Source organism: Cobetia sp. AM6 (assembly GCF_009617955.1).
Taxonomy (GTDB): domain Bacteria; phylum Pseudomonadota; class Gammaproteobacteria; order Pseudomonadales; family Halomonadaceae; genus Cobetia; species Cobetia amphilecti.
Map to the genome: position 1 here is coordinate 2,003,236 of NZ_AP021868.1, position 25,090 is coordinate 2,028,325.

Sequence of the window (25,090 nt, forward strand, 5' to 3'; positions counted from 1 at the left end):
CGCCCATGTCGGAGTCGAAGCAACCCGCCGTCACGATCAAGAAGTGGGTCTGGCGAGCGCTCTTCACCAGTACCATGATTCCGTTGCTGTTGGTCGAGACCGCCCTGGTGGCGGTGTATTTCGTATCCAATGACGAGATTCGTGATGCCAACCTCAATTACCTGCAATCCCAGTCGAGCAGCGAGCTCAATCTGGCGATGCTGCGGGAGGCCAAGTCACTCAGCCAGCAACTGGAGCATGTCCAGAACCTGTCGCGCGGGCTCGGTGCCCAGGCAGGCGAACTGGCCATGGGCGACGCCGGTACCGGGGTAGCGGCGCGCGAGGTTGCCCGTCACGCAAGCCTGCCCAGCGGTGTCTGGGCCAGTCAGCAGACGGCGGACAATCAGGGCAGCGGCTTCTATCCCGCCTTGCCAGGCCTCGAGCAGGACATCCCCATGGCGCTGCGCATGACGGCGGTCGACCCGATCATGCGCAGTGTCGTGTCCTCGCACTCGGCCGTGGTGCAGTCCTTCGTCACGATGGCCGACTGCTATGTCCGCCTCTTCCCCTATGTCGATCTGGCCTCGCTGGTGCCAGCCGACCACGACTGTCGTGATTTCTCCTTCTTCTATCTGGCCGCGCCAGAGGCAAATCCCTCCCGAAACACCATCTGGACCGACATCTACGAAGACCCGGCCGGCAATGGCTGGATGACGTCGGCCGTCAGTCCCTTCCATTCCGAGCAAGGCGAGTTTCTCGGCGTCGCCGGCGTCGACATGACCCTGGACGTGATCGTCAATCAGGTGCTGGCGATGGAGCTGCCTTGGCAAGGCTTCGCGATGCTGTTCGATGCCGAGGGGCGCTCACTCGCCGTCCCGCGGGCCGGTGAGCAGTTGTTGTCGCTGCTGCCGCTGGAGATTCCCGATGCCAATGACCTCCAGGAAGAGGATGTCATTCGGCCCGCCCAGCTGGAGCTGAAAGGTCATGACGTCTTCAAGAGACTCGCGCCCCGTATCCTGGAACAGCGGCGTGGCCTGGAGAGCGTCAATGTGGCAGGGGCACCCTACAAGGTGGCGTGGGAGCGCTTGCCGGGCCATGGCTGGATCATGTTGAGCATGGTCGAGGAGAGCGCCGTCTTCTTTCGTACCGCCGAGATCGGGCGCAACTTCCAGCTGGTCGGCATGGCGCTGGTCGGTGGCCTGATCCTGTTCTATTTCACCTTCTTCATTCTCATGAGCTGGCGCACGCACCACATCAGCCGTCGCCTTTCGGTGCCGCTGGCCGAGCTGCGTGAGCGTCTGCATCGCATCGGCATGGGCGCGGAAGTCGAGTCCGCGGGTGGCAGTGGCATCGTCGAGCTGGATGATGCCAACGCCACCGCCGAAGAGATGTACCAGCGGCTGCGCCAGACCCAGAAGGAATTGCAGTCCAGCGAGCGTCGCTTGCTGGATTCCCTCGAAGCCAGTGGCGATAGCCTGTGGGAAATGGACATTCCTGAGCGCATCGTCCAGATCCATCCCAATCTCTGGAAGATGCTCGGCGCTTCGGGCCACGAGCCGTTGGCGATGCGCGAAATGGACTTCGATCGCTTGATTCACCCGGAGGATCTTGAACAGGTACATGCGCTCAGACACAAGATCATCACCACCTATGGCGAAAGCTGTGAGTGCCAGTACCGGATGCGTGCGCCGCAGGAAGAGGACCTACAGCAGATCGAGGCGATGGGAATGAACGAGGCAGGCATGGCGGACGCCACAGGCAAGGCTGGCGACAAGCTTCTGCAACAGCGGGGCCTGAGCGCTGACGATGACGGTGAGCATGAGGACGGCGAGCGAGCGAGCGGCACCCGATGGGTATTGTTGAGCTCACGCGGTCGTGTGGTGTCGTGGGACGCTGAAGGCAACGCCCTCAAGGCGGCAGGCATGCATATCCGCATCCGCTGATGCCGGCCATTGACAAAAAAGCCCCCGACTCGGCGCATATGCCGGTTCGGGGGCTTTTTCGTGACGTGCCGATCACACCTGCCACTCGGTGTCAGTGGCTATCATCGCGAGGTTGAGGCCGCGAGGCTGTGGCCGTGTCAGGCGTGTTCGCTCAGGAATGTCTCGATATTGGCCAGACTGAGATCGAGCATGTTCTGGCGCGCCTCCTGACTGATCCAGGCATTGTGTGGCGTGACGATCAGGTTCAAGGGTGCACTCGCCGAATGATGCTGGCTTTCCAGGGCCGAGAGCAGCGAGTGGCCTTCACGTGGCGGCTCCTCCGGCAGGCTATCCACCGCCAGGCCGCCGAGTTGTCCGGTGGCCAGTGCCTCCAGCGCTGCGTCCTCGTCGATGATGCCCCCGCGGGCGCAATTGACCAGCAGTGCACCGGGCTTCATGGCGGCGAGCGCCTGCTCATCGATCAGATGCTGCGTCTCTGGGGTCAGCGGGCAGTGCAGGCTGATGGCGTCAGCCTGAGGCAGCAGGCTTTCCAGCGCGGGGCGTTCGGCGGTGGGGGCGGTGCCCGGACGAGCGGCAAAGGTCACGCGCATGCCGAACGCCTCGGCCAGCCTGCCCACCGCAGTGCCCAGCTCCCCCTTGCCGATGATGACCAGATGCTTGCCGGACAGCTGCACCACGGGGCGGCCCATCAGGCAGAAGGTCGCGCTGCGTTGCCACTTGCCCGCGGCGATGTCGGTCTGGTATTCCGGCAGGCGGCCTGCCAGTGCCAGCAGCAGCATCCAGGTGTGCTGCGCCACCGAATGAGTGCCATAGGCATTGACGTTCATGACCCGAATGCCGCGTGCTTCGGCGGCCGCCATGTCGATATTGTTGGTGCCGGTCGCCATCACCGCGATCAGCTTGAGGGTCGGCAGCTCATCCATGTGGTGCGCCTCGATGCGTACCTTGTTGACCAGCACGATGGAGGCACCGCTCAGTCGTGGCACCACTTCCTCGGGCGCGGTGGCGTCATGACAGACCAATCCTTCCAGACGGGCCTCGAGACGCGAGAAGTCCAGTCCGTCACCGACGGAGCCGGCATCTAGCATGACGGCCTGCGGGGCGCTGGTGGACGAGGCGGGCTCGCAGTGAGAGGAAGCGGGCGTGGAAGAATGAGAGGGAGACTGCGCAGTACGATCGTGATCGGACATAGGTGCCTCATGATGGCGTAGGAAGATAGACAGGAAGACAGAAAGGCTGGCCCGGAAATGACGAGTACGTAGCGTCTGGGCCGGTTTGTGCTTGGGTGTTGCCCCGCACGGGGCCGAGCACGCTATAATGTGCCCCTTTCGCTTTGACTTGAAAGCCGCTCAACTGGCCTTATTGTAGGCGTCTCTTGCTGGTGCTTGCGAAAGCTCTCATGTTGGGGCCGCAGGTGCGCTGAACGCAAGACGCGCCGCAAGGCATAACATTGTCATGGTTCACGGTGCTCAGACAGCCCCGTGACCAGTATTGTCAGGAAAGAAAACCATGCCGATCTATGAATACCACTGCAAGGCCTGTGGCCATCGGATGGACAAGTTGCAGAAGATCAGCGCTGCGCCACTGACGGAGTGCCCGGAATGCAAGACGGACCAGCTCGAGAAGCTGGTCTCCGCCGCCGGGTTCCGTCTGGCAGGCAGTGGCTGGTACGAGACGGATTTCAAGTCCGGCAGCAAGAAGAATCTGGCCGGTGGTAGCGACAGCACCGCCTGACACAGCTGGGATGGTGCGTCAGGCATCAGCGTGATGAGGGTCAAGGGCGCCCAGCGGGTACCCTTGACCCTCATCGCCAACGGCAGGCCCTCTGAGACAGATGCGCATCAGCGCGTCGATCATGAATTTGAGCAACAAGGAATCAACATGCGCAGCCACTATTGCGGCAAACTGAACGAGACCCTGATCGATCAGGATGTCACTCTGTGCGGGTGGGTGCACCGCCGTCGCGACCACGGTGGCGTCATCTTCCTCGACATGCGCGACCGTGATGGCATCGCCCAGATCGTCGTCGATCCGGACACCGTCGATGCCTTCGCCACTGCCGACAAGGCGCGCAGCGAGTTCGTGCTGCGTATCAAGGGCCGTATCCGTCTGCGCCCGGAAGGCACCCAGAACCCGAACATGCCGACAGGCATGATCGAAGTGCTGGCCAAGGACGTCGAAGTGCTCAACACCGCACAGACGCCGCCGTTCCAGCTCGACGACCACAACAAGGTCGGTGAGGAAGTTCGCCTCAAGTATCGTTATGTCGACCTGCGTCGTCCCGACATGATCGAGAAGCTGCGTCTGCGCTCGCGCATCACTCACAGCGTGCGCGCCCAGCTCGAAGCCCTGGGCTTCCTCGACATCGAAACCCCGATCCTGACACGTGCCACGCCGGAAGGCGCACGCGACTATCTGGTGCCGAGCCGCACCTACGCCGGCAGCTTCTTCGCACTGCCGCAGTCTCCGCAGCTGTTCAAGCAGCTGCTGATGGTCGCCGGTGTCGATCGTTACTACCAGATCGCCAAATGCTTCCGTGATGAAGACCTGCGTGCTGACCGTCAGCCGGAGTTCACCCAGATCGACCTCGAAGCCAGCTTCGTCGACGAGCAGGACATCATGGGCATGACCGAGACCATGATCCGTGGCCTCTACAAGGAAGTGCTCGATGTCGAGCTGGGCGACTTCCCGACCATGCCGTACTCCGAGGCCATCAGCCGCTTCGGTTCCGACAAGCCGGACCTGCGTATCCCGCTGGAACTGGTCGATGTCGATGACCTGATGAGCGGCGTGGACTTCAAGGTCTTCTCCGGTCCGGCCAAGGACGACAAGGGCCGTGTCGCCGCACTGCGTGTCCCGGGCGGTGCCAGCCTGTCACGCAAGGAAATCGACGCCTACACCAAGTTCGTCGGCATCTACGGTGCCAAGGGCCTGGCGTGGATCAAGGTCAACGAACGTGCCAAGGGCATCGAGGGTCTGCAGTCGCCGATCGTCAAGTTCATGGAAGACGTCGTGGATGAAGTGCTGGACCGCTGTGGCGCCGTCGATGGCGACATCGTGTTCTTCGGCGCTGACAAGGCCAACATCGTGGCCGAGGCCATCGGTGCGCTGCGCGTCAAGCTGGGTGAAGACCTCAACCTCTACACCCGCGAGTGGGCACCGCTGTGGGTCGTCGACTTCCCGATGTTCGAAGCCGATGCCAACGGCCGCCTGAGCGCGCTGCACCACCCGTTCACCGCGCCGTCCTGCACGCCGGAAGAGCTCAAGGCCAACCCGGAAGCGGCACTGTCTCGCGCCTACGACATGGTCATCAACGGCACCGAGCTGGGTGGCGGCTCCATCCGTATCCACGATCAGGCCATGCAGCGTACCGTGTTCGAAGTGCTGGGCATCGGTGAAGAAGAAGCGGAAGAGAAGTTCGGCTTCCTGCTCGACGCCCTGAAGTTCGGCGCGCCGCCCCATGGTGGTCTGGCCTTCGGTCTCGACCGTCTGGTGATGCTGATGACCGGCGCCAAGACCATTCGTGAAGTGATTGCCTTCCCGAAAACCCAGAGCGCCGGCTGCATGATGACCGACGCCCCGGGCGTGGTCAGCGGTGAGCAGCTCAAGGAGCTGAACATCCGTCTGCGTCAGAAGGTCAAGGTCGAGGACGAAAGCGGTCAGGCCTGATTCAGCGGCGCATGACCGAGAGAGTGACTGGTGGGGCCGTCTGGACTGATTCGATCAGACAAGGGCGGTCCCGCAGTGGCAGGTTTGTTCCTTTGGCCTGGTAGGCGAGGGGGCGAGCAAGCCCGACAAGGCGGTGCGAGACTGTTTGCTGGCGTTCACGTCAGGCAATGACAGTGTCGCACCGCCTTTTTTGTGGCATGGTGGCTGGTTATATACACAGTAAGAGCGATGGCGCGATGACGACAGCGAAGATGGAAGGTGTGAGAGACGAGGCGGCAGCATGATCATTCTTGGCATCGACCCGGGCTCACGTCTGACCGGGTATGGGGTATTGGATGTCTCTGCGGCCCAGCCTCGCTATGTGGACAGTGGCTGCATTCGCATGTCACAGGTCAGCCTGGATCAGCGCCTAGCGCAGATCTATGCCGGTATCAGCGAGGTGATCGCCCTGCATCGCCCCGCGGAATTCGCCATCGAGCAGGTCTTCATGTCCAAGAACGCCGATTCGGCGCTCAAGCTGGGCCAGGCGCGCGGGGCTGCCATCGTGTGTGCGGCCAATCACGGCTTGCCGGTGTTCGAATATGGGCCGCGGCAGATCAAGCAGGCCGTGACCGGTACCGGTGCCGCCGAGAAGTCACAGGTGCAGCATATGGTCACGCATACGCTCAAGCTCTCCGCCACGCCGCAGGCCGATGCCGCCGATGCGCTGGCCATTGCCCTGACGCATTGTTTCGCGCGTCGACGCCTGACGCCCGGCAATGATCAGCTGGAAGCCTTGGGGCTGGGGAATACCAGTCGACGCAAGGGAACCCGCGTGCGTCGTAGCAGCAGCTGGCGAGACTTCGAGCCCGACGCCTGACATGCCGTTGAGCGACAAATGCGGTATCGTGCTCAATTAATAGCGATTTTTCAGTCACTTGTAGAGTGTCTGCCGAGCCTGGCAGCAGTCGATTGCGTGATGCGCCAAGCCGCGTGGCATCAGGCTTCGTGCCATCACCCAAGATATGACTGTCAGAAAGATGCGACAAATTCGTCGTGACACTGGGACATGCCGCCTACGCTTCATCTTTGGTAGGCTTGCCCGCATTGTAACAATCCGTGCAGAGAATCGGGTCTGTGAGCAGCACGATCCCACCGAACACGTTCTCTGCCGAGCAAGGACAGCCGCAACATGATTGGACGCCTGACCGGGACATTGCTGGAAAAACAACCGCCGCAGCTGGTGCTTGACGTACAGGGTGTCGGTTATGAACTGGAAGCTTCGATGAACACCCTGTTGGGCTTGCCGGCCGTGGGCGAGCATTGCCAGCTTTACACCCACCTGGTGGTGCGCGAAGACGCGCAGTTGCTGTATGGCTTCGGCAAGGAGCCCGAGCGTCGTCTGTTCCGTGAATTGATCAAGATCTCCGGTGTCGGCCCGCGTCTGGCGCTGGCGATTCTGTCGGGAATGGAGCAGTCCGATTTCATTCGCTGTGTGCACGACGAAGACAGCCGGGCGCTGACACGACTGCCGGGCGTCGGCAAGAAGACGGCGGATCGCCTGATCATCGAGATGCGTGATCGCCTCAAGCATTGGACGCTGCCGGCGGATGATGGTCTGGATGAAATGGCGCGTGCCTCCCAGCCACAACCGCCGGTCACCCATCCTCTGGCGGATGCCGAAGCCGCGCTGGTGTCCCTGGGCTACAAGCCTGTCGAGGCGGCCAAGATGCTCTCCGGGCTCGAGACCGGCGCCTCCACGGAAGCGCTCATCAAGGCGGCGCTGGCGCGCAAGATGGCCAGCTGAAGCCCCGCCAGGGCAGCAAACATGCGCCCTATAGTTTCCGTGAAGGAAACGGCGCATCGTGATTGGATTTATTGACTAGGGGTTGGCAGGTTACTGGGGTAGAAAGTGCGCGCTTGAATGCAGATGCGCTAGATCGTTGCACCGCCCTGGCAAACCTTGCCACCTGCCACTGACGCACGTTCATGGCCCATGACCCGCGTCATGTGCGTGACCTGCGTCATCAGGAGTTGAGCAAGCATCATGATGGAGTCGGACCGACTGATCTCCGCGGCGACGCATGATCCGGAAGAGCGGATCGATCGCGCCAATCGGCCACGCACGCTGAGTGACTACATCGGACAGCCCATCGTCCGCGAGCAGATGGAAATCTTCATCAGTGCCGCACGAGGACGAGGCGATAGTCTGGATCACACCCTGGTCTTCGGCCCGCCCGGACTCGGCAAGACGACGCTGGCGCATATCATCGCCAGCGAGATGAGTGTCGATATCAAGTCGACCTCCGGGCCGGTGCTGGAACGGGCAGGGGACCTGGCAGCGATGCTGACCAACCTGCAGGAAGGCGATGTCCTGTTCATCGACGAGATTCACCGCCTGTCACCGGCCGTCGAGGAAGTGCTCTATCCGGCGATGGAAGATTATCAGCTCGACATCATGATCGGTGAAGGCCCCGCGGCCCGCTCGATCAAGCTTGAGCTGCCACGATTCACCCTGGTGGGCGCGACGACGCGCGCGGGGCTGCTGACGGCGCCGCTGCGCGATCGCTTCGGCATCGTCCAGCGCCTCGAGTTCTACGATATCGAGTCACTCACCGACATCGTGGCACGCAGTGCCAGGCTTTCCGGCATGGAAGTCGAGATGGAAGGGGCGCTTGAGATTGCGCGTCGTTCCCGCGGCACGCCGCGTATTGCCAATCGTCTACTGCGCCGAGTGCGTGACTTCGCCGAAGTGCGCTCGGATGGTCGCTTGACGCTGGAAGTGGCCGACAAGGCGCTCAACATGCTCAATGTCGACAGCCACGGCCTGGATCACATGGATCGTCGACTGCTGTTGGCGATGATCGAGAAGTTCGATGGCGGGCCCGTCGGGGTCGATTCACTGGCGGCGGCCATCGGGGAAGAGCGCGATACCATCGAGGATGTGCTGGAGCCCTATCTGATTCAGCAGGGTTTCATGATGCGCACGGCGCGTGGGCGTCTGGTCACACGCTCGGCCTATCTGCACTTCGGGATCACCCCGCGTGAAGAGCAGGCGCGCCTGGGACAGGAAGGAAATGACGCGTCATGACATCTGAAGGCGCAGGAAATACGTTGAAGGGTGAAGCTGCATGTTTTCACCATACTGTGCGCGTCTACATCGAGGATACTGATGCCGGTGGCATCGTCTACTACGTGAATTATCTGCGCTTCATGGAACGCGCGCGCAGTGAATGGTTGCGAGCGAAGGGCTTCACGCAGCAAGCCTTGCTTGAAAAAGGCATTCAGTTGGTAGTACACAGTGTAACAAATCGTTATCTTCGTCCTGCGCATCTGGATGACCTGCTGACCGTGACGGCAACGGCAGGCGCCTTGCGCGGTGCACGCTTGACGTTCACCCAGAAGGCGCTGCGCGGTGAGCAGATCTTGAGCGAAGCGGAAGTCGTGATCGCTTGCGTCGATGCCACGACGATGCGCCCCAGACGCTGGCCCGGGGAATTGCTTGCGGCTCTTGAGGTCTGAGATCACAAGGCGCAGTTGAGGCCGCTGCCAGCCAGGTGCCGAGACGCCAGGCTGATGAACAGATTATTTATCGTGTCACTGATTGACGGTGGCACAGACTGAACCAAGTAAAGAGGGATTTCCGTGGAAGATTCGATGTCGATCATTTCGCTGTTCGTGAACGCCAGTCTGGTCGTTCAGGCAGTCATGTTGCTGTTGCTGGCAGCTTCCATTGCATCCTGGGTGGTGATCTTTCAGCGCGGGATGGCATTGTCCCGTGCCAAGCAGGCTTACGCGGCCTTTGAAAAGCGCTTCTGGTCCGGGGTCGACCTCAATCACCTCTATCGTGAATTGCCGACGGATGAAGAATCCACCCCGGGCGCCTCTGGCGTCTTCCGTGCCGGCTTCCGCGAGTACAGCCGCCTCAAGCCCAAGTCCAGCAATGCCGATGCGGTAATGGATGGTGTGCAACGCAGCATGCGCGTCACGCTGTCACGTGAAGAAGAGCGCCTGAACGTTCATCTCCCGTTTCTGGCTACGGTCAGCTCCGTCAGCCCCTATGTCGGCCTGTTCGGTACCGTGTGGGGCATCATGGGCTCCTTCCAGGCACTGGGTACGGCTCAGCAGGCAACTCTGACCACCGTCGCCCCCTGGATTGCCGAAGCACTGGTCGCGACCGCCATGGGCCTGTTCGCGGCAATTCCGGCCGTCATCTTCTACAACCGTCTGGCCAGCCGTGCTGATCAGCTGCTGGGTCGCTATGAAGACTTCGCCGAAGAACTTCACTCCATTCTGCATCGTAATCTGCACGGTCGTGGCAGCAACGACGCTTGAAGGGAGGCGAGTCAATGAAAGGACCGTATAGCAGAGGCCACAAGCGCAAGCTGTCCTCCGAGATCAATGTGGTGCCCTTCATCGACGTCATGTTGGTGTTGCTGGTCATCTTCATGATCACCGCGCCGATGATGACGCAGGGGGTTCAGGTCGAATTGCCCAAGGTCACCTCCAAGCCGATCGACAATCCCGATGATGTGACGCCATTGATCGTCTCGCTGGATGATAGCGGCAATTACTACATCGACCTGGGGTCGGATGAAGACAAGCGCACGCCGGTGGCGCTGGACGAACTGGGCAGCAAGGTCGCGTCCATCGTGGCCGAGAAGCCCAAGACGCCCGTGCTGGTCAAGGGTGCCAAGACAGCGCCCTACGGCGATGTCATGGGGCTGATGAGCACGTTGCAGGGTGCCGGTGTCCCCAATGTCGGGCTGATTTCAGAACCACCGACCGAGGGCTGATGGATGAGTCAGCCAGAGATAGAACAGCGGGTCGGGTTGGGATTGCCTGTGGTGCTGGCCGTTGGCCTGCACCTGGGTATCCTGATTCTGACTCTGGTGAGTTGGCCAGAATCCGAACCGGAGAAGACCAACACCACCATCGTCAACGCAACACTGGTCAGTACCGAGACCACGACCAATCAGGCCCAGCAGGCGAAGTCCAGCAAGGCGCGTGATGCGGCCGAAGAATCCGATCAGCGCCAGAGCGCCAAGGAAGAGGCGGCCAGAGAGGCAGAGCTTGCAGCGGAACAGCAACGCAGCGCCGCCGAGGAAAAGGCGGCTGCCCAGAAGGCGCAACAGCAAAAGGCGGCTGAGCAGGCCAAGGCGGCGGAGCAGTTGAAGGCTGAGCAGGCGGCGGCCGAAAAGGCCAAGGCAGAAGCGGCCAGGCGTGCAGAGGAAGCCAAGGCGATTGCCCTTGATCGCAAGAAAGCCGAGGCGGAAAAGCAGGCCAAGGCCGATGCCTTGAAGAAGGCGGAAGCCGAGAAGGCTGCCAAGGCCAAGGCGGAAGCCGAAAAGGCCGCCAAGGACAAAGCCGCAGAAGAAGCGCGCAAGAAAGCCGAAGCGGAGAAGGCCGCCAAGGCCAAGGCAGACGCTGAAGCCAAGAAGGCGGAAGCCGAAAAGGCAGCCAAGGCCAAGGCAGCTGCGGAGAAGGCCGAGAAGGAAAAGGCGGCCAAGGCGGCAGCCGACAAGGCCGCCAAGGAGAAGGCAGCCAAGGCCAAGGCGGCGGAAGAAGCGCGCAAGAAAGCGGCCGCTGAAGCCGCACGTCAGAAGGCACTTGCCGAGAAAGCGGCGCAGGCCTCTGCCGGTTCGCTGGATAGCCTGATAGACAGTGAAAGCGACGCCATCAGTGGCGCCAAACAGGCCGCTCAGGCTGCCAACAGCTTCGAGAACCTGCTCAAGAAGTATGTCGGACAGAATTGGAATCGGCCCTCGGGCTCCGTTCCCGGTATGACGGTCACGCTGAGAGTGTCATTGTTGCCGACAGGCGAATTGGTAACGGCAGCGGTCAGCAAGAGCAGTGGTAACGCCGCCTTCGATCGCTCCGCGATTCAGGCGATCCAGAAAGCAGCACCGTTTACCGAGATGCAGGACCTGCCGGCTGGTGCCAAGAGCCAGTTCCGAAACTTCAACCTGTACTTCAATCCAGAGGACCTGGGCCGATGAGACGATTGACCGCATGGATGATGGCAGCCGCCTTGCTGGCAGTGACCAGCTTGGCAAGAGCTGATCTGACCATCGAGATCACCAAGGGGAATGACAGCGCCACACCTATCGCTGTCGTGCCGTTCGAGAATCTGACCGGGGGAAGTCTGCCGCAGGACCTCGCACGCATCATCTCCGATGACCTGGCGCGCAGTGGCCAGTTCGACCCGATCAAGCGCGACAATCTGATCGCGTTGCCGGGCACGACCCAGGACGTCTTCGTCAATGACTGGAAGCGCCTGGGGGCCAGTTACCTCGTGGTGGGTCAGGTAAAGACGGCCAGCAATGGTGGTTATAGCATCCAGTATGAGCTGATGGATGTGCTGGGCAACAAGCGCATGCTTGGCGAAGTCATCACCGGAAGCAATGGTGAGCTGCGCGCGCGTGGCCATTATATGAGCGATGAAATATTTGAGGAAATCACTGGAATTCGCGGTGCTTTCTCTACAAAAATCGCATACATTACCGCCAATGGTGTTGGCGACAATATTCGTTTTGCCCTGTACGTGGCGGATTCAGATGGCCACAATAGTCAGGAGATTCTGGCGTCCGATGAGCCGATCATGTCACCGGCATGGTCGCCGGATGGCAAGAAGCTGGCCTATGTCAGTTTTGAAGCCGAACGTCCCGCTATCTATGTGCAGGAATTGGGCAGTGGTCGTCGTGCAAAACTGACAGGTTTCCGAGGCATCAATGGTGCCCCGGCCTGGTCGCCGGATGGACGTAAACTGGCAATGGCATTGTCAAAGGATGGCCAGCCGGAAATCTATGTGATGGATATTGCCAGCCGTCAGTTCCAGCGTCTGACCAACAATCCTGCGATCGATACCGAGCCGGATTGGTTGCCGGATGGCAGCGGTATGGTGTTCACCTCTGATCGTGCAGGCTCCCCACAGATCTATCGTCTTGATCTGTCCGGCGGTACGGAACGTGTGACATATACCGGTAATTACAACTCCCGCGGGCGCATCTCACCCGATGGAGAGAACCTGTTCATGATCAACCGCGCAGGCAACGGTTATCAGGTTGCCAAGCAAGATCTGAAGAGCGGTCGGGTTACCTCCCTGACCGATACTCAGTGGGATGAATCACCAAGTGTTGCGCCGAATGGCACTATGGTGATATATGCCACTCAGCAAGGAACCCGCGGGGTCCTGGGCCAGGTGTCGGCAGACGGAAGGGCACAATTCTCCCTGCCGTCAGCACAAGGCGACGTGCGTGAACCTGCGTGGTCGCCGTTCCTGAACTAAACCACTAGAATGCAACTGAGCCACCAAGAAAGGCTTGGCATTCGTACCCATTAGAGCAAGGAGTTTCACAATGCAGTTCACCCCGTATGCAAAAGGTCTGTTGGTTGCCCTGTCCCTGAGCGTCATGGCAGGTTGTTCCAGCAGCGGCGGCGCTCAGGACGGCGACATGGATTCAGCCAACAGCGGTGCGAACACTGCCGGCATGAACACTGGTGCCAACAGCAGCGCCAACCAGATGAGCAACGCCACCATGCCTGACGTGCGTACCATCTACTTCGCCTTCAACAAGGACACCATCCGTCCTGAGTTCGAAAGCGTCCTGATGGGTCACGCTCAGTACCTGAAAGCCAACACCAGCGCCAATGTCGTTCTGGAAGGCCACGCTGATGAGCGCGGTACTCGTGAATACAACCTGGGTCTGGGCGAGCGTCGTGCCAAGTCTGTCGCACGCTTCCTGACTGTCCAGGGCGTGTCTCCGTCACAGATCGAGATCGTCTCCTACGGTGAAGAGCGTCCGGCTGTCCAGGGCCACGGCGAGTCTTCCTACGCCAAGAATCGTCGTGTGGTCTTCGACTACTAAGTACGGTTCATCTCCGCGACTCTCCAATGAGGCGTGGAGACGCTAGAAACTTGTGTTGAGCTGGCCCGGGCAAGAGGCGTGTCCTTGAACCCCGGGCTTGCTTGCGCGATACCATGATGATTCGGCGGAGCCGACAGCATGAAACACAGCCTGAAAGGGTTGTTCGGTGCGGGAGCCTTGTTGCTCCCGTTGTCCGTTTTGGCCGCACCGACGGTCGAGGACCTCACTGGGCAATCAAACTCGCTCTATCAGCAGGCCAATACTCGTTTGAGTGGCGGCGGCACCCTGACCCTTCTCAATCAACTCGACGAACAGGCACAGGAAATTGCCCGACTTCGCGGCCGGATCGATGAGCTGGAATACCAGTTCAAGCGCCTGACCGAGATGTCGCAGCAACGCTACCTGGATCTGGAACAGCGGGTTTCTGGCGGCGCTTCCGCCGGGGAGAACGGTCAGGTTGTCGATTCACAGGCAGCAGCGGCAGTCACTGGCGGCGCAAGTGCCGGTGGTGCAGCCAGCACCAATGGCGCCAGCAATGCCGACAGCGGTGCAGCTGCCCAGAAGGATTACGAGAATGCCTTCGCCAAGGTGCAGTCTCGCGACTTCGATGGTGCCATTGTCGCCTTTGAAGCCTTCGTGGTGGACCATGGGGATTCTAACCTCGCCGCCAATGCCCATTACTGGCTGGGCGAGCTGTATTCGGCCAAGAACCAGCTGGATGCTTCTGCCCAGGCCTTCGACACCGTGATCAGCGAATTCTCGCAATCCAGCAAGGTGCCGGATGCGATGTACAAGCTGGGTCTGGTCAAGGCGCGTCAAGGCAAGGCGCAGGAAAGTCGCTCCTTGCTCGAGAAGCTGGTCCAGCAGTATCCGGACAGCAAGGCTGGCACCATGGCCAAGGACTTCCTGTCCTCCGGCGCCTGAGTGCCCGTGGCCATTGGCCACCTGTATTCCCCAAAGCCCGCGCTTGGTATTCTACCAGGTGCGGGCTTTGTGTTAAGTGGCGCTCGGCGTCTCATGCCATCGGCAGGCGTCCCGGGCACGCTTCATTCGATTCATGTGGCCGAGCGAGTATTGCCGGTGCGGATACAGTGACTCTCATCGGCGTTGACGACAGATCTCAGACAGGGATATCACCATGGCAGAGTGCAAGATCGACTATCAGGCCCCGGACGACATGCTGAAAGGGCGGATCATTCTGGTGACCGGGGCGGGGTCCGGCATTGGGCGTGAAGCGGCAGTCGAATATGCGCGTCATGGGGCGACGGTGATATTGCTGGGCAGAACCATTGCCAAGCTGGAAGAAGTCTACGACGAGATCGAGGCATTGGGGGCACCACAACCGGCCATCTATCCGCTCAACTTCGAAGGGGCATCGCTCAAGGATTATCAGCAGATGGCTGATACCCTGCACAGCGAGTTCGGTCGACTGGATGGCCTGCTGCACAACGCGAGCCTGCTGGGCAAGATCACTCCGTTCGAGCAGTATGATCCGGCGCTGTGGGAGCAGGTCATGCAGGTCAATATCAATGGCCCCATCTGGATGGTCCAGGCATTGCTGCCGTTGCTCAAGGCCTCGAAGGACGCCTCCGTCGTGCTGACAAGCTCCAGTGTCGGGCGCAAGGGGCGTGCCTTCTGGGGCGCCTACAGTGTCTCCAAGTTTGCTACGGAAGGCTTCTCGCAGATGCTGGCTCAGGAATTGGAGAATACCAGCCAGGTGCGCGTCAATACGCTCAATCCCGGTGGAACGCGGACCCCGATGCGCAAGTCGGCGTTCCCGGCCGAAGACCCGGATACCCTGCGTACGCCCGCCGACATCATGCCGACCTATCTGTGGTTGATGGGGCCGGACAGTCGTGGTCATACCGGCGAGATGTTCGACGCCCAGCCGCCGAAAGTCTGAGCCATAGTCGACTGTCATCTCCTCACTGGATGACGAGTGACGCCGCCAGGCGGGCCATTCGTCATACCCTGCAACAAGAACGCCGACGGCATTGGCCGTCGGCGTTCTTGTGTCTAGCTGTCTGTTTCTAGCGGCTTGTGTCTATCTTCTGATGTTCATCTGCGGATCATTCGCTCGTGGGGGGCTGGTTCGTGCGAGCTTCTTGTGAGCGCTACGTGCGTGTCGCTCGGTCAGCGCAGGTCCGCTGCTCGCAGCGCGGCATTGATGACTTCTTCCGAGGTGTCAAACCACACATCGGCAGGCCAGGCGTCCACATCGTCGCCCTCACGGACATAGCCGTAGCGCACCGCGACCGCCAGCATGCCCGCCGCGCGTGCCGCCTGCATGTCACGGTCGTGGTCCCCCAGATACCAGCATTCGGAGGCGTCGACACCGAGGCAACGTGCCGCCTCCCACAGAGGCTCTGGATGCGGCTTCTTGACCGGCAGGTCATCGGCACACAGCAGACAGCCGGGCGTGAGCTTGAGCGCGGCGATCAGCGGCTCGGCGAACTGACGGGGCTTGTTGGTCACGATGCCCCACGGCAGGCCTGCGCGCTGACAGATCTCGATCAGGGCGTCATAGCCCGGGAACAGCACGCTGTGCGCCGCGACATCGCGGGCATAGAATTCCAGCAGGCGAGTGCGCTCGCTGGCATGCTCAGGGTGATCGAGCTCATGGCCCAGGGCCAGCGTCACCAGAGCGCTGCCACCATGCGAGACTTCGGCGCGAATCACGTCGTAGTCCAGCGCCGGCAGGGTGTGATGCTGACGCAGCTCATTGGTGGCGCGCGCCAGGTCTGGCGCGGTGTCCACCAGGGTGCCATCGAGATCGAAGATCAAGGCGGCGGGACGAGGTAGCGCTGCCGGCAGGCTCACGCAAGCTCTTCCTCGGTCGGGCGACGCGTGTGCATCAGGTAGTTGACGGTCAGGTCGGAGGAATTCAGGCGATATTTGCGCGTCAGCGGGTTGTAGGTCATGCCGGTGGAGCCTTCCATCTTGAGGCCCGCATCGCGTGTCCAGCGACCCAGCTCGGCCGGACGGATGAACTTGCGATACTCGTGGGTGCCACGCGGCAGCATCTGCAGCACATATTCCGCGCCGAGAATCGCGAAGGCATACGCCTTGGGATTGCGGTTGATGGTCGAGAAGAACACCATGCCGCCGGGCTTGACCAGCCGTGCGCAGGCCGCGATCACCGAGGATGGGTCCGGCACGTGCTCGAGCATTTCCAGACAGGTGACGACGTCGAACTGACCGGCCATCTCTTCTGCGGCGGCTTCGGCGGTGGTCTGGCGGTAGTCCACCTCGACACCGGACTCCAGCTGATGCAGGCGGGCAACGGACAGCGGCGCCTCACCCATGTCGATGCCCGTCACCTGGGCGCCACGATGCGCCATGGCTTCGGAGAGAATGCCGCCGCCGCAGCCGACGTCGATCACGCGCTTGCCTGCCAGGCCAGCGTGAGTGTCGATATAGTCGACCCGCAACGGATTGATGTCATGCAGCGGCTTGAATTCACTGTCACGGTCCCACCAGCGACTGGCCAATGCCGAGAACTTGGCGATCTCGCTGGCATCGACATTGCCCAGATGGTCCTGGGGCTGGGCATCTTGCTGGGTGTCGTTATCGCTCATCTTTGCATCCTTACCGTTACGGAAGTGCTGTTCGGGAAGTGGCAGGCCTGTACAGGCACCTTACCCTCGGGCACGATTCCACCATTCTAATCCGGCTGCCGTCGCGGGTCAGCGTCCATCGCAAAAAACTCATCATGACGGGCACTTGCGTTACGATGGGGAGGGCGTCGCGCCACGCGCGATGACCAGTCGTCATTATTGTCATGTAGCAACGGGGAGTGGTCATGAGCCTGGTTCCGATTCGCTGGGTAAGCCAGCAAGAGTGTGCGTCGCGGGAAGAAGACACGGCAGGCACCCCGCCCGATGCCAGCGCTGACGTCACTCATGATGTCACTTCTGATGCCACTCAGCCGGCGGTGAAGCTTGCGCTGCTCGACCAGCGTCTGCTGCCGGGTGAGACCCGCGAGGTGCTGCTCGAGGATGCACGCGGGGTCGCGACTGCCATTACCGACATGGTGGTCCGCGGTGCACCGGCCATCGGGATCGCCGCCGCCTATGGCGTGGCGCTGGAGGCTTTCGTCATCAACCGCGAGGGCGGCGACTGGCAGTCACGCCTGGCCAGTGCCTGTGATGTGCTGGCTGCCTCGCGCCCGACAGCGGTCAACCTGTTCTGGGCGTTGGATCGCATGCGCACGGTGATTGCCGCACACGCCACCCGGTCGCAGGCCCCGTATGAGGCGTTGCTGAAGGAGGCCGTGCGCATTCACGAGCAGGATCTGGAAGACAATCTGCGCATGGCCGAGTTTGGCGCCCAGGTGATTGCGGCCTCCCTCGCGCAGGGCGAGACGCGGTGCGAGGTCATGACCCACTGCAATACCGGCGCGCTGGCCACCGGCGGCCACGGCACGGCGCTGGGCGTGATCCGTACCGCCTACGCCCAGGGCATTCTCGGCCGTGTGCATGTCAACGAAACGCGCCCCTGGTGGCAAGGCTCTCGCCTGACGGCGTGGGAGCTGGTGCAGGAGAGGATTCCCGCGCGTCTGGCCGTGGAAGGCGCAGCCTCGCTGATCATGCAGCAGGGTGCCCGGACGCCGGAAGGCGTGCGCTGGTTGATCGTCGGCGCGGACCGCATTGCGGCCAACGGCGACACGGCCAACAAGATCGGCACCTTCTCGCTGGCCGTTCAGGCGCGCGCCCATGGCATCAAGGTCATGGTGGTGGCCCCGCTGGCCACGTTCGATGGCAGCCTGGCCAGTGGCGCGGACATCCCCATCGAGACGCGCGACGCCGCCGAGCTGCGCGAGGCGGGCGGACGCCAGATCGCGCCGCAGGACATCGATGTCTTCAATCCGGTCTTTGATGTCACACCGCATGAGTATATTGATGCCATCGTCACCGAACATGGCGTGGTAGAGTCGCCCGATAGCGACAGTGTCGGTGCGCTGCTCGGGCGCGCCATGCGCCGCTGATGGCGTTTCGCAGGGTGGTAGCGCTCACCAAGCCTCGGATAGTGCAGGAATTTCGCACTCCTTGATCAAACTGGCATAATCTCTGCCTATGATGAAGGATGGTCGTTGATTGGCTTCGACGACAGTAACCCGGTGGAGGTCCTTCGACGGGCTTCACCACGACATAGACACAAGGAAGACGCTACATGATACGCAAGGCTGTTCTGCCTGTTGCCGGTCTCGGCACACGTTGCCTCCCGGCCTCCAAGGCCATCCCCAAGGAAATGATCACTATCGTCGACAAGCCGGTGATCCAATATGTGGTGGAAGAAGCGGTCGCAGCCGGTATCAAGGAAATCGTGCTGGTCACCCATTCCAGCAAGAATGCCATCGAGAACCACTTCGACAAGCACTTCGAGCTGGAAACCACCCTGGAAGCCAAGGGCAAGCTCGAGCTGCTCGAACAGCTGCGTAACATCATTCCGGATGACGTCAAGATCATCAGCGTGCGCCAGCCGGAGCCGCTGGGCCTGGGCCACGCCGTGCTGTGTGCCAAGCCGATCGTCGGTGATGAGCCGTTCATCGTCATGCTGCCGGACGTGCTGGTCGATGGCGAAGGACTCGAGAAGAATGACCTGGCGCGCATGATGGAGGCCTACGAAGCCACCAACGCCGCCCAGATCATGGTCGAGAATGTCCCGCAGGACATGGCCTACAAGTACGGTATCGTCGCGATCGACGGTGACACGCCGGAAGCCGGCAAGTCCGCCCTGATCAATGGCATGGTCGAAAAGCCGGCCCCGGGCACCGAGCCGTCGACCCTGGCGGTCATCGGCCGTTATCTGTTGCCGGGCCGTATCTTCGAGCTTCTGGAGAACACTCCGCCGGGCGCGGGTGGTGAGATCCAGCTGACAGATGCCATCGACACCCTGCGTGACGACAAGGCCGTCGCGGCCTACCGCATGGCCGGTGATACCTACGATTGCGGCCACCAGCTGGGCTATCTTGAAGCGACTCTTTCCTTTGCCAAGCGTCACCCGACCTTCGGTGAAGGCTTCCGCGAGCTGCTGACTCGCTACCAGGAGAAATAAGCCATGCAGGTGCTGGTGCACGGAAGCGAACTGGCGGCGGCAACGGCCAGCGCCGCTCTGGCGAGCGTGGGTCACCGTGTCTGGTGGTGGCCACATGAGGACATGGACTGGGCTGCCCTGGAACGCGTCGACTGGTTGAACAGTGAGCCAGGCCTGCGCGAACGTCTTGATCGCCATCGGGAGCGGGGCGATCTCACTCTCATCGAGGACCTCGAGTCACTGCGGCGCATCGATATCCACTGGATCGCCGTCTCGCCGGACCAGCGCGAAAGCGCACTGAGCCGTGTCGAGCAGCTGGTGGCGACCCTGGATGAGCCGCTGGTGCTGGTCAACAACTCGACTTTCCCGGTGGGCACGACCGAGCGTTTCGAGGCGTTGCTGCCGCGTGACGACCAGTACGCCGTCGCCTTGCCGGACATGCTGGAGGAGGGCCGTTCACTGGCCACCTTCGAGCGTCCGGCCCGCTGGTTGCTTGGGAGCGAAGCGGAACCTGCCACCCTGCGGGTGCAGGAGCTGCTGCGTGCCTTCAACCGGCGTGAAGATGTCTTCCAGATCATGCCGCGCCGCGCCGCCGAACTGACCAAGCTGGCCATCAACGGCATGCTCGCGACGCGTATCAGCTACATGAACGAAGTGGCGGGTCTGTCCGACTCCCTCGGCGTCGATGTGGAATATGTGCGTCAGGGCATGGGCGCCGACCCGCGTATCGGCTTCGGCTATCTCTATCCGGGCTGTGGATTCGGCGGCCCGAACTTCTCGCGTGATCTGATGCGTCTGGCCGATGTTCAGCATCAGACAGGGCGTGAATCGATGTTGCTCGAGCATGTGCTCGACATCAACGAGGCCAAGAAGGAGACGCTGTTCCGCAAGCTGTGGCAGCACTTCGATGGTGAATTGCGCGGTCGTACCGTGGCGATCTGGGGCGCGGCCTTCAAGCCGGGTACCGCGCGTATCGACCATGCGCCGGTCTTGACCTTGCTTGAGGCGCTGTGGGCCCAGGGCGTGCGCGTGCGCGTGCATGATCCCGCGGCCTTGTCGGCGCTGGGGGAGGCCTGTGGTGCGCATCCGTTGCTGGAGCTGGTCGATGGCAACATGTATGACGCCCTGGAGGGCGCTGATGCCCTGATGCTGGTCACCGAGTGGAAGTGCTACTGGAACCCGGACTGGCAGCGCCTGAAGCGTGAGCTGGGCGCGGGCCTGGTGCTCGATGGTCGCAACATCTTCGACCCGCGTTACGTGGCAAGTCAGGGACTGGTCTATCGCGGCATCGGCCGCCGTGCCAGCCCCTGACGGGCATCTCGGTGGGTCAGGCTGACGCACTCTGAAGCTGATGTTCTCTCAGACTGACGCACCTTCAGGCTGAGCCTTGCGTGCTCAGTATGCAAAAGCCCTCATCCGGGACCGGATGAGGGCTTTTTGTCGTGGGGCTCAGGTTTGAAACCTAGGCCGCCAGGCTTTTCATGATGACCGCCAAGCTGTCTTCAGGCCCAGGGCTCGAGCACGAACTTGCCCACGTGGCCCTTGCTCAGAAACTGCTGTTGCGCAGTGACGATCTCGGTCAACGGGAAGCTGGCCGCGATCAGCGGACGAATCTCGCCTTGCTCCACGTAGCGGATCAGATTGGGGAAGGTGGCTTCACACCAGGCAGTGGTGCCCAGCAGGCGCAGGTTCTTGAGGTACAGGTCGCGCAGGTCCAGCGTCACCATCGGGCCGGCGATGGCGCCGGTGGTCACCAGACGGCCGCCACGCGCGAGCAGTTTCATCATGACCGGGAAGTTGTCGCCCGCGACATTGTCGACCACCAGGTCGACGCTTTCGTGGCCCAGCAGCTCGAGCAGATCGGCCTTGCGGTCCAGAAGCTTGTCGGCGCCAAGTTCTGCCAGAGCCTCATGTTTGGCAACGCCTGCCACGGCAAACACCGTCGCGCCGCGGCGCTTGGCCAGCTGCAATGCAGCGGAACCGACCCCGCCCGAGGCGCCCAGGATCAGCACACGCTCGCCCGCCTTGAGCTCTGCCTGTTCGAGCATGTTTTCCGCCGTGCCATAGGCACAGGGCAGGGAGCCAAGCTCGACATCGCTCCAGTCACAATCCACCGCGAACACTTCACTGGCGCGCACGCTGACGAACTGCGCGAAGGCGCCGTCGAAATCCGAGCCCATCCATTCGTTTTCCAACGAGTCCCAGCCCTCGCTGCGCATGCAGGAGCGTACCAGCACGCGCTTGCCCAGCAGGCTGGCATCCGCATTCGGGCCCAATGCCACCACCTCGCCACAGCAATCCGTGCCCTGTATCAGGGGGAAGGGCGTCTCTCCCTTCCAGCCACCTTCCGGCGGTGCCGGCTTGTCGGTCGTCGCGTCTGCATCCGCGTTGTCATGCACGCTGCTGGCCTGTTGGGTCGCGGTAGTGATCGTGGAGGAATACCAGCCCAGACGCGTATTGATCTCGGTATTATTCATGCCAGCCGCCAGCACCTTGATCAGCACCTCGCCTTCACCGGGTGCCGGCACCGGGCGCTGCTGCGTCTCGAGGCATTCATAACCCCCATGGCCGGTGGTCACGATCGCCAGCATGGAGTCGGGCAGAGAGGAGGTCGAGGTGTCAGTGGGCATCGGTATTCCCTTTTTTCAAAGTATGTATTTCGTGCAGTCAAAGAATGCATTTCAAGCAGTGTGTGCCAACAATGTCGTCGAGTCTCTTGTCGTCGAATCCCTGTGAGCGACCAAGGGTACGCAACGAGGTAGAGCATACGTTCTACTTCTGCATCATTAGATAGGGGCAACGCCGTCATTTGCAAGTCGACTGACGAGATTCTTCTCCTGGTGGTGCATACAGCGTAGCCAAGCTTTCGTGTAGCAGGCTCGCAGCTGGGTGACGTTGTCTTGAACGAAAAAAACCCCGCCAGGTGGCGGGGTTTTCAGGGCAGGGCGTCCAGGCGTCATATCAGGGTGACGTTGAATGCCCTGGCTCAGCTGGAGTCTCGAGCGGTGAACGACTCGGCCTCCTGAGGCTAGCCAATCTCGATCTAGCCAAACTCAAGCTGGAAAAGCTCAGGCTGCGAAGTTCTGTGCAGCGAATTCCCAGTTGATGATGTTCCAGATGCTTTCCAGGTACTTCGGACGCGCATTGCGGTAGTCGACGTAGTAGGCGTGCTCCCAGACGTCGACGGTCAGCAGCGGAGTCTGACCAGACTTGGCGATCGGGGTGTCAGCGTCGTCAGTGTTGACGATTTCCAGCTCGCCCTGGGCGTTCTTGACCAGCCAGGTCCAACCGGAACCGAAGTTGCCAGCGGCGGAAGTGTTGAAGGCTTCCTTGAAGTCAGCAACGGAGCCCCACTTGGCCACGATGGCGTCTGCCAGCGGGCCGGACGGCTCGCCACCACCATTCGGGGACAGGCAGTGCCAGTAGAAGGTGTGGTTCCACACCTGAGCTGCCTGGTTGAACAGACCACCTTGGGCGCTCTGGATGATCTCTTCGAGAGATTTTTCTGCGTCAGCAGTGCCTTCGACCATGCTGTTCAGCTTGGTGACGTAGGCTTGGTGATGCTTGCCGTAATGGTACTCAAGGGTCTCGGCAGAGATGGTCGGCTCGAGTGCGTTCTTTTCGTACGGCAGTGCTGGAAGTTCAAATGCCATGGGGATCAGCTCCTTTTCCTCACCAATTGGGTCGTACTCTGCCTTCGTGGGGCTTGGGGCTGAGTATTTCAATGCCTGACCTGCCATCGCGTGATGGAAGAGGGTCAGACAAGCACAGACTCAAGCTCCGCGACCAGCATCACTCCCGGCCCTGAAACTGGCCACCCGCTCAGGCAGCGGGCAAGGGCGAAAGTGCATGACTCGCCGTGCATCCTTCATGCCGTGGCTACGCGCATGAAATGTGCAATCAGCGTGAAAAACCTTGTGAATCCAGATAGCTACGAAGACAGAGGCTGCGCGTATCGCAGTGTCTGGCACTATAGCACCCAGACACCGACAGGCCAACGCTGGTGGGCACTGACCGCGGGATCCTCTCAAGCGTCTTGCAGGGCTCGCATTCATTGCCAGGCTTTTGCCACATTCCTGCCACTCTGCCCTCGATGACGGGCCGTGGCGGGAACCTGATGAGATGACCGAGGTCAGCTGTTAGACTCGATTTCCTGTACGTGAACCGTGACTTATCTTTTGCAGAACCTGCATGACTGTATTTTTATACAGCAAGGCGAAAAAGCGCACTTCCGGTCGTCTTGCGCCGCCCTGAAGATGCCGCGCTGAACCTTTCGCTGCTGATCGTTTGCCGGACCTGGAGCCAGAATGCGGCCGCACAACGCTGAACCGTCTCTCAATGACTCACCGGACGATGCGCTGGTCGCGCGTCCCGACGATGCGCTTGGCGTGCATCACACCCGTCCCCCCGCGCCCAGACGCTGGCCGACGTGGCTTTGCCTCCTCGCCCTGGGGGGCGTGGTGGGCTGGCAGCAATGGCAGCTGCATGACCTGCAGACCCTCGGGGGCGATCAACGCGATGAGCTCGGCGCGCGTGTCAGCCAGCTCGAACGTTCCGTGGCCCAGCTTGAGCAGCAGGGCGATGAGCGCCTGAGCGAACTGCGTGATGCACTGGGTGAGCAACTCAGTGCCCTGGACAGCCAGTTGAATGACACTGTCCTGCCGGCGCTGACCACCCTGCAGGAGGACAAGGCGTCCCTGTCGAGTAAGGCCGTCGCGCGCCTCGAGACGCTGGAAGACAAGGTGGCAAAGGACGCGGATGGCGCTCAAGCGCGTCTGACCGCCATGGACGAGGCGCTTGATCGTCTGGATGGGCGCGTCACGACGCTTGCCCAGACAGGTGACAATCACGCGACCCTGATCACGGCGCTGCAAGGCTCGATGGCGGCGCTGGAATCCCTCAGCCGTGATGGCCGTGCAGCGTTGGGCGCGCGACTGGACGCCCAGTCGGCCACGCTTGAGCACCTCGAGCCGTTGGTGGACAAGACCTCCAGCACCCTGGACACGCTGGCTGCCCGTATCGAGAGCTTGCAGAGCGATGTGGAAAACGACAGCGCCGAGCAGTTGGCTTTGCTTGAGGCTCGCCTCACGGCACTCAAGACGGACTTGGCCACGCAACAGACCCAGACGCGTGACTTGCAGCAATCGCAGCAGCAACTGAGCGAGACGCTGAAGGCACTGCCGGAGCCTGCAGCCGCCGCCGATGGCGATGAACTGGCCAGCAAGCTCAAGGGCCGTTTCGCGCCGCTTGACGAGCTGACAGCGCTTGAGACTGCGCAACGCTCACTGGACTCCCAGCTGGGTGAGCTGCGCCGTCAGCAGACAGCGCTCAGTGCCGGCCTGGAAGCCAGCTCACAGGGGGTGTCAGAGGACACACGAGAGCAGTTGCGCTCGCTGGACGCCAGCCGCCGTCAGCTGAGTGGCCGTGTCGCGTCGCTGCTGGGCCAGGTGTCTGAGCTTGAGCAGCGCGTCAGTCGACTGGAACGTCGCTGAGCCGGCGCCGCAGGGATACAAGTAACGACGATATGGCGTGGCCCGCCACTCTGGCGGGCCATGTGACACGCCCCGTGATGACCGAGCGCCGCACGACATGATGAATGGGAACGATGGACAGTGC

At 61.5% G+C, this 25,090-nt stretch carries 23 protein-coding genes; 18 read left to right on the forward strand and 5 right to left on the reverse strand.

The genetic code is table 11. The annotated features are described in order from the left end of the window. Positions 1 to 5 precede the first annotated feature (5 nt). Positions 6 to 1,922: a PDC sensor domain-containing protein gene (locus CLAM6_RS08545; RefSeq protein WP_153635752.1), complete on the forward strand. Its 1,917-nt coding sequence runs from the start codon at positions 6 to 8 to the stop codon at positions 1,920 to 1,922. Positions 1,923 to 2,059: 137 nt separating this feature from the next. Here CLAM6_RS08545 and CLAM6_RS08550 read toward each other — a convergent pair whose 3' ends face one another. After that, a complete protein-coding gene (locus CLAM6_RS08550; RefSeq protein ID WP_153635753.1) occupies positions 2,060 to 3,112 on the reverse strand; it encodes a D-2-hydroxyacid dehydrogenase in 1,053 nt (350 codons plus the stop codon). A 319-nt stretch (positions 3,113 to 3,431) separates the two neighbouring features. Between CLAM6_RS08550 and CLAM6_RS08555 the strand changes: the two genes are divergently transcribed. From CLAM6_RS08555 to CLAM6_RS08615, 13 genes are all read left to right on the forward strand, one after another. Next, positions 3,432 to 3,656: an FmdB family zinc ribbon protein gene (locus CLAM6_RS08555; RefSeq protein WP_043333602.1), complete on the forward strand. Its 225-nt coding sequence runs from the start codon at positions 3,432 to 3,434 to the stop codon at positions 3,654 to 3,656. 147 nt (positions 3,657 to 3,803) lie between these two features. Next, positions 3,804 to 5,591: an aspartate--tRNA ligase gene (aspS, locus tag CLAM6_RS08560; RefSeq protein ID WP_043333603.1), complete on the forward strand. Its 1,788-nt coding sequence runs from the start codon at positions 3,804 to 3,806 to the stop codon at positions 5,589 to 5,591. 280 nt (positions 5,592 to 5,871) lie between these two features. Further along, on the forward strand, positions 5,872 to 6,450 hold the full coding sequence (ruvC, locus tag CLAM6_RS08565; RefSeq protein ID WP_043333606.1) for a crossover junction endodeoxyribonuclease RuvC: 579 nt from the start codon (positions 5,872 to 5,874) through the stop codon (positions 6,448 to 6,450). 312 nt (positions 6,451 to 6,762) lie between these two features. Beyond that, complete coding sequence (gene ruvA, locus CLAM6_RS08570) at positions 6,763 to 7,377, forward strand: Holliday junction branch migration protein RuvA (protein WP_043333607.1); 615 nt, start codon at positions 6,763 to 6,765, stop codon at positions 7,375 to 7,377. A gap of 240 nt (positions 7,378 to 7,617) precedes the next feature. After that, complete coding sequence (ruvB, locus tag CLAM6_RS08575) at positions 7,618 to 8,661, forward strand: Holliday junction branch migration DNA helicase RuvB (protein ID WP_043333609.1); 1,044 nt, start codon at positions 7,618 to 7,620, stop codon at positions 8,659 to 8,661. After that, positions 8,658 to 9,092, forward strand: a complete 435-nt coding sequence (gene ybgC, locus CLAM6_RS08580) for a tol-pal system-associated acyl-CoA thioesterase (protein WP_153635754.1) — start codon at positions 8,658 to 8,660, stop codon at positions 9,090 to 9,092. Before ruvB ends, ybgC begins: the two co-directional genes overlap by 4 nt. A gap of 135 nt (positions 9,093 to 9,227) precedes the next feature. Then, the gene (tolQ, locus tag CLAM6_RS08585; RefSeq protein WP_107336548.1) at positions 9,228 to 9,905 is read left to right on the forward strand and encodes a protein TolQ; all 678 of its coding nucleotides are present in this window, start codon (positions 9,228 to 9,230) and stop codon (positions 9,903 to 9,905) included. A gap of 14 nt (positions 9,906 to 9,919) precedes the next feature. Continuing rightward, the gene (gene tolR / locus CLAM6_RS08590; RefSeq protein ID WP_054556687.1) at positions 9,920 to 10,366 is read left to right on the forward strand and encodes a protein TolR; all 447 of its coding nucleotides are present in this window, start codon (positions 9,920 to 9,922) and stop codon (positions 10,364 to 10,366) included. Between the two features lie 3 nt (positions 10,367 to 10,369). After that, positions 10,370 to 11,569: a cell envelope integrity protein TolA gene (tolA, locus tag CLAM6_RS08595; protein WP_153635755.1), complete on the forward strand. Its 1,200-nt coding sequence runs from the start codon at positions 10,370 to 10,372 to the stop codon at positions 11,567 to 11,569. After that, positions 11,566 to 12,858, forward strand: a complete 1,293-nt coding sequence (tolB, locus tag CLAM6_RS08600; RefSeq protein ID WP_107334808.1) for a Tol-Pal system beta propeller repeat protein TolB — start codon at positions 11,566 to 11,568, stop codon at positions 12,856 to 12,858. The genes tolA and tolB overlap by 4 nt, the downstream gene beginning before the upstream one ends. A 70-nt stretch (positions 12,859 to 12,928) precedes the next feature. After that, on the forward strand, positions 12,929 to 13,438 hold the full coding sequence (gene pal / locus CLAM6_RS08605) for a peptidoglycan-associated lipoprotein Pal (protein ID WP_153635756.1): 510 nt from the start codon (positions 12,929 to 12,931) through the stop codon (positions 13,436 to 13,438). Between the two features lie 138 nt (positions 13,439 to 13,576). Then, positions 13,577 to 14,362 (forward strand): tol-pal system protein YbgF, encoded by a 786-nt coding sequence (gene ybgF, locus CLAM6_RS08610; RefSeq protein WP_107334807.1) that lies wholly within the window; start codon positions 13,577 to 13,579, stop codon positions 14,360 to 14,362. Positions 14,363 to 14,576: 214 nt separating this feature from the next. Next, on the forward strand, positions 14,577 to 15,341 hold the full coding sequence (locus tag CLAM6_RS08615) for a YciK family oxidoreductase (RefSeq protein WP_054556682.1): 765 nt from the start codon (positions 14,577 to 14,579) through the stop codon (positions 15,339 to 15,341). Between the two features lie 230 nt (positions 15,342 to 15,571). Here CLAM6_RS08615 and CLAM6_RS08620 read toward each other — a convergent pair whose 3' ends face one another. Together CLAM6_RS08620 and ubiG are read right to left on the reverse strand one after the other, a co-directional pair. After that, complete coding sequence (locus tag CLAM6_RS08620; protein WP_153636861.1) at positions 15,572 to 16,252, reverse strand: HAD-IA family hydrolase; 681 nt, start codon at positions 16,250 to 16,252, stop codon at positions 15,572 to 15,574. 2 nt (positions 16,253 to 16,254) lie between these two features. Further along, entirely contained in the window at positions 16,255 to 17,016 is a 762-nt protein-coding gene (gene ubiG, locus CLAM6_RS08625; RefSeq protein ID WP_197738737.1) for a bifunctional 2-polyprenyl-6-hydroxyphenol methylase/3-demethylubiquinol 3-O-methyltransferase UbiG, read from the reverse strand. Positions 17,017 to 17,240: 224 nt separating this feature from the next. On the opposite strand from ubiG, the gene mtnA reads away from it, so the two are divergent. The 3 genes from mtnA (at position 17,241) to CLAM6_RS08640 (ending at position 20,785) form a co-directional block, all read left to right on the forward strand. Then, positions 17,241 to 18,425 (forward strand): S-methyl-5-thioribose-1-phosphate isomerase, encoded by a 1,185-nt coding sequence (gene mtnA, locus CLAM6_RS08630; RefSeq protein WP_153635757.1) that lies wholly within the window; start codon positions 17,241 to 17,243, stop codon positions 18,423 to 18,425. Between the two features lie 185 nt (positions 18,426 to 18,610). Continuing rightward, positions 18,611 to 19,495 (forward strand): UTP--glucose-1-phosphate uridylyltransferase GalU, encoded by an 885-nt coding sequence (galU, locus tag CLAM6_RS08635; RefSeq protein ID WP_054556681.1) that lies wholly within the window; start codon positions 18,611 to 18,613, stop codon positions 19,493 to 19,495. A gap of 3 nt (positions 19,496 to 19,498) precedes the next feature. Then, positions 19,499 to 20,785 (forward strand): nucleotide sugar dehydrogenase, encoded by a 1,287-nt coding sequence (locus tag CLAM6_RS08640; RefSeq protein WP_107334805.1) that lies wholly within the window; start codon positions 19,499 to 19,501, stop codon positions 20,783 to 20,785. 191 nt (positions 20,786 to 20,976) lie between these two features. On the opposite strand, the gene CLAM6_RS08645 is transcribed toward CLAM6_RS08640, so the two are convergent. Both CLAM6_RS08645 and CLAM6_RS08650 read right to left on the reverse strand, forming a co-directional pair. Next, positions 20,977 to 22,104 carry an alcohol dehydrogenase family protein gene (locus tag CLAM6_RS08645; RefSeq protein WP_197738738.1) on the reverse strand — a complete coding sequence of 376 codons (1,128 nt, stop codon included), beginning with the start codon at positions 22,102 to 22,104 and terminating at the stop codon, positions 20,977 to 20,979. Between the two features lie 438 nt (positions 22,105 to 22,542). Next, the gene (locus tag CLAM6_RS08650; RefSeq protein ID WP_043334256.1) at positions 22,543 to 23,127 is read right to left on the reverse strand and encodes a superoxide dismutase; all 585 of its coding nucleotides are present in this window, start codon (positions 23,125 to 23,127) and stop codon (positions 22,543 to 22,545) included. 654 nt (positions 23,128 to 23,781) lie between these two features. Here CLAM6_RS08650 and CLAM6_RS08655 point away from each other — a divergent pair. After that, positions 23,782 to 24,966 (forward strand): hypothetical protein, encoded by a 1,185-nt coding sequence (locus tag CLAM6_RS08655; protein WP_153635758.1) that lies wholly within the window; start codon positions 23,782 to 23,784, stop codon positions 24,964 to 24,966. The last annotated feature ends 124 nt before the right edge of the window (positions 24,967 to 25,090 follow it).